Source organism: Protofrankia sp. CiP1_Cm_nod2, from assembly GCF_920664355.1.
Taxonomy (GTDB): domain Bacteria; phylum Actinomycetota; class Actinomycetes; order Frankiales; family Frankiaceae; genus Protofrankia.
On record NZ_CAKKTL010000088.1, the window covers coordinates 1 to 6,927 of the forward strand.

The window sequence follows — 6,927 nt, forward strand, 5'->3', positions numbered from 1 at the left end:
GCGGCGGTGTCGGCGGCGGTCACCGCGGGGCCGACGGCCGGGCCCCCCGCCGACGGCGGCGACCGGACCGGAGCGGCCTGCGACCACGGCGCCCACAGCCAGGCGGCGCCCCCGACAGCGATCGCCAGGGCCACCACCGAAAGCACGTAACGTGATCGGAGCATCATCAGCAGGATACCCGGCCACAGTACGTCCACTACTAAAAGATATTTCTAGATTACTAAAAGTAGTATATTGATCTGTCTTCGCACCGCCGGTAGCCCGGCTCGAGGTGCCCCGGCAAGAGTCCCCGGGCAGCCCAGGCAGCAACAGGGCAGCAGCGGATAGGAGACAGGCGAGGACGAGCCCGGGCGGACGCCGCCGGCGTCGATGGCCTACCCGGCGGGCTCGAGAGCGTCCCCGGCAGGCTCGAGAGCGTCCCCGGCGGGCCCGAGAGCGCCGAGAGCGCCGAGAGCGCCGAGAGCGGCTTCGACGACCTCGCGCCGGACGTCCTCCGGAACGAGCGGCCGGCCGGCGCCGGCCTCCCCGGGGCAAGTCTCCCCGAGGCAGGCGCCGGTGGCCCCGGCGCCGGCGGCAGCCAGCGTCCGCCGCTCCAGCGCGGCGCCGAAGATGCCTGCCTGCACACAGGCGACCGCGCAGCGGGCCCGCAGGATACGTGACGGAGTGGGCTCCGGCCCGGCCAGGGCGGTCACGATGGCGTCCCGGTACGAGGCGATGTCACCCTTGCCGATCCGCCGGTAGATCACTGACGGATCGTCGACGAAGGCGGACAGCAGCGCGCCCGGACCGGCCATCGCCTCGACCAGTCCCTCGATGATCGACCGAGCCGGTACCGGTGGATCAACGCGCGAGAGATCGCTCACATGGCCGAACGCCTCCACGAACGGCCGCACCGCCGCGTCCAGAATCATGTCCTTGGACGCGAAGTGGTAGTAGAGAGCGGCCTTCGTCATACCAAGGCGCTGTGCAATGTCACGGATTGATGTCCCTGCGTAACCTCGTTCGTTGAACAGCTGTACGGCGACGGCAAGGATCCGGTCACGTGTGTCCGCAGCGTGAGAACGCGGCGCGCGACCGGGCATCGTCGCCATGCACCCCTCTCCGCGGGAGGTCCGGAGCGGAAACCTGTAGCCATCCTGACAATATCCCCTCCTACTGACCGATCGGTAGACTACCCCGACCGACCGATCGCCCAGAACGCCCGGGGACACCGGCGTTCTGCGCTGACCCTGACCCGTCCATCGGCCCAGACCCGGGGGGAAACCCGTGGCATCGCTCGCGCGTTGGTGCTTCCGTCACCGCTGGATCGTCCTGTTGCTGTGGTTCGCAGCCCTGCTCGGCTTCGGGACGGCCGCATATGCTGCCGGCACGGACTACAAGAACAACTTCTCCCTTCCCGGAACCGAGTCCCAACAGGCGATCGACCTGCTCGAACGGGAGTTCCCCGCCGCCGCCGGCGAGACCGCGAGCATCGTGCTGCACGCCCGCACGGGCACCCTCTACAACCCGCTGCTCGAAGCCGACGTCGTCCCGATGCTCGAGCGGGTCGCGCGCCTGCCACACGTGGTCGCCGTGATCAGCCCGTACGACCCGCCGGGCGTCGGCCAGTTCACCCGGGACGGCCGGACCGCCTACGCCACGGTCGCGCTGGACGACCAGGCCGTCGACATCCCCCGCTCCGACCTCAAAGCGATCATCGACACCGCCCGCGCTGCCGACAGCGGGGCGCTGCAGGTCGAGATGAGCGGGACCGCGGTCGCCATCGTCGAACAGCCGCAGCAGAACACCAGCGAACTGCTCGGGGTGGTGGCCGCCGCGATCATCCTGTTCATCGCCTTCGGGACCCTGCTGGCGATGACGCTGCCCCTGGTCGCCGCGGTCATCGCGCTCGGTGTCGGGATGGCCGGCATCGGCCTGGTCTCCCACGTGATGTCCGTCGCCCAGTTCGGGCCGACACTGGCGACCCTCATCGGCCTGGGCGTGGGCATCGACTACGCGCTGTTCATCGTCAACCGGCACCGTATCGGCCTGCGGGCGGGCAAGACCCCGGAGGAGGCGGCCGTCACCGCCATCAACACCTCCGGGCGGGCCGTCCTGTTCGCGGGGATGACCGTCTGCATCGCGCTGCTGGGCATGTACGCGCTCGGGGTCACCTTCCTCTACGGTGTCGCGGTCTCCGCGGCCCTTGCCGTCTCGCTGACCATGGCCACCGCGGTCACGCTGCTCCCGGCGCTGCTGAGCTTCTACGGGATGAAGGTGCTCGGGCGGGCCGAGCGGGTGAAGCTCGCCCACATGGGCCCCGAGCCCGAGCACGCGTCCGGCTTCTGGTGGCGCTCGGCCCGCCGGATCGAACGGCGCCCGGCGGTCTACGCCGTGCTGTCAGCCGCCCTGATCATGATCACCGCGCTGCCGTTCTTCTCGCTGCGGCTGGGCACGGCCGACGAAGGCAACGGATCGCAGTCCAAGACGTCCCGGCGCGCCTACGATCTGCTGGTCGGCGGGTTCGGGCCCGGGTTCAACGGGCCGTTCAGCCTCGTCACGGAGATCCACTCCCCCGCCGGCCTCACGGCCCTGGAGACGGTGGTCACCGAACTGCGCACCGAGCCAGGGGTCGCCTTCGTCTCACCGGTACAGCCGAGCCCGAACGGGCAGGCCGCGATCGTGGCGCTGTTCCCGGCCACCAGCCCGCAGGACGCCAGGACCGCCGCGCTGCTCAGGCGGCTGCGCGAGACGACCATCCCGCGGGTGACCGCGGGCACCGCCCTGGACATCAAGATCGGCGGTGTGACCGCGACCTACCAGGACTTCTCCGACGTCCTGACCAGCAAGCTCCCGCTGTTCATGGGAGTGGTCGTGGCGCTGGCCTTCCTGCTGCTGATGGCGGTGTTCCGCAGTGTCGTCGTACCGCTGACCGCGTCGGTGATGAACCTGCTGGCGGTCGGCTCGGCGTTCGGGGTGATCGTCGCGATCTTCCAGTGGGGATGGCTCGCGAGCCTCATCGGGGTCAAGGGCGGCCCGGTCGAGCCCTTCCTGCCCGTGATGCTCTTCGCCATCCTCTTCGGGCTGTCCATGGACTACGAGGTGTTCCTGGTCAGCCGGATCCACGAGGAGTGGCTCGTGCGCCGGGACAACCGGATCGCGGTCTCCCTCGGGCAGGCCGAGACCGGCCGCGTGATCACCGCCGCTGGCGCGATCATGACTCTTGTCTTCGCGTCCTTCATCCTCGGGGCCGACCGGGTGATCAAACTGTTCGGCCTCGGGCTCGCGGTGGCCGTCCTCATCGACGCGTTCATCGTCCGGGCGCTGCTGGTGCCCGCGCTCATGCACCTGTTCGGGAAGGCGAACTGGTGGCTGCCGTCCTGGCTGGACCGGATACTGCCGAAGGTCTCGGTGGAGTCGGCCGAGGAGATCGAGGAGATCCGCAACACTCCCGTGCCCGCCGAGGTCATCACCCCCGCGGACGAGGAGGACAGCCCCCGCGACCAGGCGAGCGCGTCCACTCACACCCCACCGGCCCACCGGGCCGACCACCACGCATAGCCCGTCAGGACGTCGCGGCAATCCGTGACAATATGGACAATCCATGACAACATAGCTGAAAGCAACCAGAGGCAGCAACCGGCGCAGAGCCGGTCTGTACACGCACCATCCGCAGTTATTACGCTGCGGAGTCATGAAGAAGCAGAAGGTTGCTAAAAGGCGAGAGTTCCCGCTCGTGACGGTGGCCGCGGCCGCCGCCGGGCCCGAGCCGCCCTCTGGGCCGCGGCTGTCGCCCGGGCCGGAGCCGCGTCGACGGTGACCACGCCTCCGGCCCAGGCCGCGGACGCGGAGCAGCCTCCGCCGCTGGAGCGGGCCCGGCGGCGGCTGGGCAGGGCGCGGCTGCCGCTGCTCGGCATCGCCGTGTTCGTGCTGCTCCTGGCGCTGGCGGTGTCATGGACGGCGGTACGCGGCCTGCTCGCGCGATCGCATCTGCGGACCGCCCAGAACGAGATCGCCGCGTTGGACCAGGCGCTGCAGGCCGGCGACAAGCCGTCCGGTGACGCGCTGCGCGCCCGGGTGAACATGATCGCCACGGAAACCGCGGCCGCCCGGGAGCTGACCGGCGACCCGCTGTGGGCGCTGGCCGGCCACGTCCCGGCGGTCGGCTGCCCCAGCCGCTCCGTCCGCTCCCTGGTGACCGCGCTGGACCAGCTGCTCCAGGACTCGCGCGCCCTGTTGGACCCCACCGGATCCGTCCTCGACCTGGACGCCCTGCGCACCGGCACCACCATCGACACCGGCCGGATCGCGGCCGCCCGGCCGGCCGCCGCGTCCACGCATGCCGCGATCAGCCAGTTCCGCCGGCGGCTCGCGGCGACGCCGGGCTGCGGGGCGACCGGAGCCCGCCTCGGGCTCGCCGACGCCCGCCAGAAGGGTCTGCGCCACGCCGAACGGCTCGAGCGCGCCGCCGCCACGCTGGAGCTGGCGACCCGGCTGGTGCCGCCGATGATGGGCGCCGACGGGCCGCGCCACTACCTGCTGGTCGTCCAGAACCCGGCCGAGTCCCGGGCCACCGGGGGCATCATCGGGGCCTTCGGCCTGCTGACCGCCGTCAACGGCAGGCTTGAGCTCACCGGCATCTCCGGCAACGGCCACCTGCCCGGCGGGCCGACCCAGCGGGTGCCGGCCATGGCGCTCCCGCCCGAGCTCGAGAACATGTACGCGGACGCGTGGCCGACCCAGGTCTGGGCCAACGCCAACCTCACCCCGCACTACCCGACCGTCGGCAGCTTCTACACGGCGCTCTACCAGGCGGGCACGGGTGTGCGCGTCGACGGGACGGTCAGTGTCGATCCGACGACGCTGTCCTATCTGCTGGCCGCGACGAGGCCGGCGGTCCTGCCGGGCGGGCGGAGCGTCCCGGCCGGCTCGCTCGTCGAGCTCGTGGAGTCACGGGCGTACGCCGAGATCGGCGACGCCCGGCAGCGGGACGACTTCTTCGCCGCCGTGGGGCGGGCCGTCTACGACGCGGCCGCGTCCGACGCGGGAAACACCTCGGCGCTGCTGTCCGCGCTGGGGCGGGCCGCCACCGAAGGGCGTCTGCTGGTATCCAGCAACCATCCGGCGGAACAGGGAATCCTTGCGACGACCGCGTTGGGCGGCGCGCTCCCCGATGGTGACGGCCCTTATCTCGCGGTGGTGACGCAGAATGCCGCGGCCGGCAAACTCGACTACTGGCTGCGGCGCGGCACCGACTACCGCAGTGTCCGTCGTCCCGACGGCTCCGCGGACGTAACGATCACGATACGGGTCACGAACGCGGCACCGGCCGGGCTGAGCGCCTACGTCCGCAACCGGAGCGACCAGCCTGTTCCCGGTCAGCCTGGCGCGGGTCCGCCCGGCGCCGGTCCGCCCGGGCCCCTCGGGCAGGGCGCACCCCCGGCGGGCAACCCGGACGCGCAGAACCTGCTGTCGCTGGCGGTGTACACCGGCGTGGGCAGCGGGCTACAGGCGGCCACCCTGGACGGGCTTCCCGTCCACCTGCGCCGTGGCGTCGAGCGGGGCCATCCGGTGCTTTCGACGCCGCTGTCGGTCGACCGCGGGCAGACCCGCACGCTGGTGCTGCGGATCTGGGAACCGGTGGCCAGGCCGGTCCTGCTCCTGCGGCCGCAGCCACTCGCCGTCCCTGAAACCGTCACCACATCAGGTATACGTTCTGTCGCCCCATGGTCACAGAATCCCAGATGACACGCCGAGTAGCATAGACACGGAAAGTAGCGATCTATAAGCTGACAGTGTTCATGTTCAGGCTGCTTATACCAGCAGACCCGACAGTGGGAGTACATCCATGAGATTCCGTCGATTGGGAGCGGCTCTGCTCGCCGCCGGCTGTCTGCTGGCGCTCGGCGTGACATCGGCGTCCCCGGCCGTCGCCCAGCCCTATCCGCCCCCCTTCCGGTGCACCGGCTTCCTGGACAGAGGCACGGTGACACCGAGCCCGGTCGTAACCAACGCGTCCTTCACTTTCGGTGGATGTGGTTACGCTCCCGGCTCGACCGTCCAGCTCTACAGCAACTTCCAGTACTACGGGAGCACGACCGCGGACGGCGATGGCCTCATCCTGGCCACGCTGACGGCCCCGCCCACGCGCGGTGTGCTCAGGCTCACCGCCGTCGGCCAGGCCCCCAGCGGGCGGCTGCGGGTCACCGTTGCGATCATCCCGGTCCGCGCCGGCTGACAACCGCCGCCCAGGCCGTGTCCGACGGAGATCTGACGGCGAGTGGCTGCCCGAACGCAGCCCACGCGGTCGAAGATCCATCGGATGCGGCCCAGGGCGGTGAGCCGGTCACGCCGAGCCCCCTGCCGTCCCTCACGTCGTCCCTCACTCGTCCCGCTACGTAGCCCCCTCTACGTAGCCCCCGCTGCGTAGCCCCCGCTACGTAGTCCTCACGTCACCTGCCCCTGGCAGCACCTGCCCCTGACGAGACCGCGGCAGGAGGAGTACCTCCATGAACTTCCGGGTAGTCGCCCTCACCCTGCTGCTCGGCGGCGGCCTGACCCTCAGCGCGACGCTGGGGTCACCGGCCACCGCCCAGCAGCTACAGGACCAGCTTCCCGACTGCGCCGGTCCGGTCAGCTTCGCCTCGGTCGGCCCTGAACGGGTCCTGGCGGGCGGGTCGGTGCTCTTCAGCAGCTGCGGCTTCGCGCCGGGCAGCACGATCACCATCGACGACAACGGTGCGCGCACCCGGACCGTGACCGCGGACCACACGGGCAGCTTCGCGATCCGGCTGACCCTGCCCACCCAGGGGGACCACTATCTGACCGCCACCGGAACGCCGAAGGACGCGGCCGACACGGCGTCGTACACCGGGCGGGCCGGCGGCGCCGTCGGGGCGCAACCGGCCGATGCCGAGGAGCGCAAGGCCGTCGGCATGGTCTGGGTGG

At 70.9% G+C, this 6,927-nt stretch carries 4 protein-coding genes and 1 pseudogene; 4 read left to right on the plus strand and 1 reads right to left on the minus strand.

Annotation, left to right across the window (positions count from 1 at the left end; all coding sequences use genetic code 11):
- Positions 1-374: 374 nt before the first annotated feature.
- On the minus strand, positions 375-1,091 hold the full coding sequence (locus tag NBW84_RS11835; RefSeq protein ID WP_445548698.1) for a TetR/AcrR family transcriptional regulator: 717 nt from the start codon (positions 1,089-1,091) through the stop codon (positions 375-377).
- A gap of 175 nt (positions 1,092-1,266) precedes the next feature.
- Between NBW84_RS11835 and NBW84_RS11845 the strand changes: the two genes are divergently transcribed.
- The 4 genes and pseudogenes from NBW84_RS11845 to NBW84_RS11860 all read left to right on the plus strand — a co-directional run.
- Complete coding sequence (locus tag NBW84_RS11845; protein ID WP_250284526.1) at positions 1,267-3,540, plus strand: MMPL family transporter; 2,274 nt, start codon at positions 1,267-1,269, stop codon at positions 3,538-3,540.
- 255 nt (positions 3,541-3,795) lie between these two features.
- On the plus strand, positions 3,796-5,727 hold the full coding sequence (locus tag NBW84_RS11850) for a DUF4012 domain-containing protein (RefSeq protein ID WP_250284528.1): 1,932 nt from the start codon (positions 3,796-3,798) through the stop codon (positions 5,725-5,727).
- A gap of 100 nt (positions 5,728-5,827) precedes the next feature.
- Positions 5,828-6,217, plus strand: coding sequence for a hypothetical protein (locus NBW84_RS11855; protein ID WP_250284530.1), 390 nt, complete (start codon positions 5,828-5,830; stop codon positions 6,215-6,217).
- Between the two features lie 271 nt (positions 6,218-6,488).
- Positions 6,489-6,927, plus strand: a pseudogene (locus NBW84_RS11860) (hypothetical protein); the annotation flags it as partial.

What these genes read in the sequence shown, in the direction of transcription:
- NBW84_RS11835 (WP_445548698.1), bottom strand. Translation starts at nt 1,091, where the DNA reads ATGGCGACGATGCCCGGTCGCGCGCCGCGTTCTCACGCTGCGGACACA.
- NBW84_RS11855 (WP_250284530.1), top strand. Translation starts at nt 5,828, where the DNA reads ATGAGATTCCGTCGATTGGGAGCGGCTCTGCTCGCCGCCGGCTGTCTG.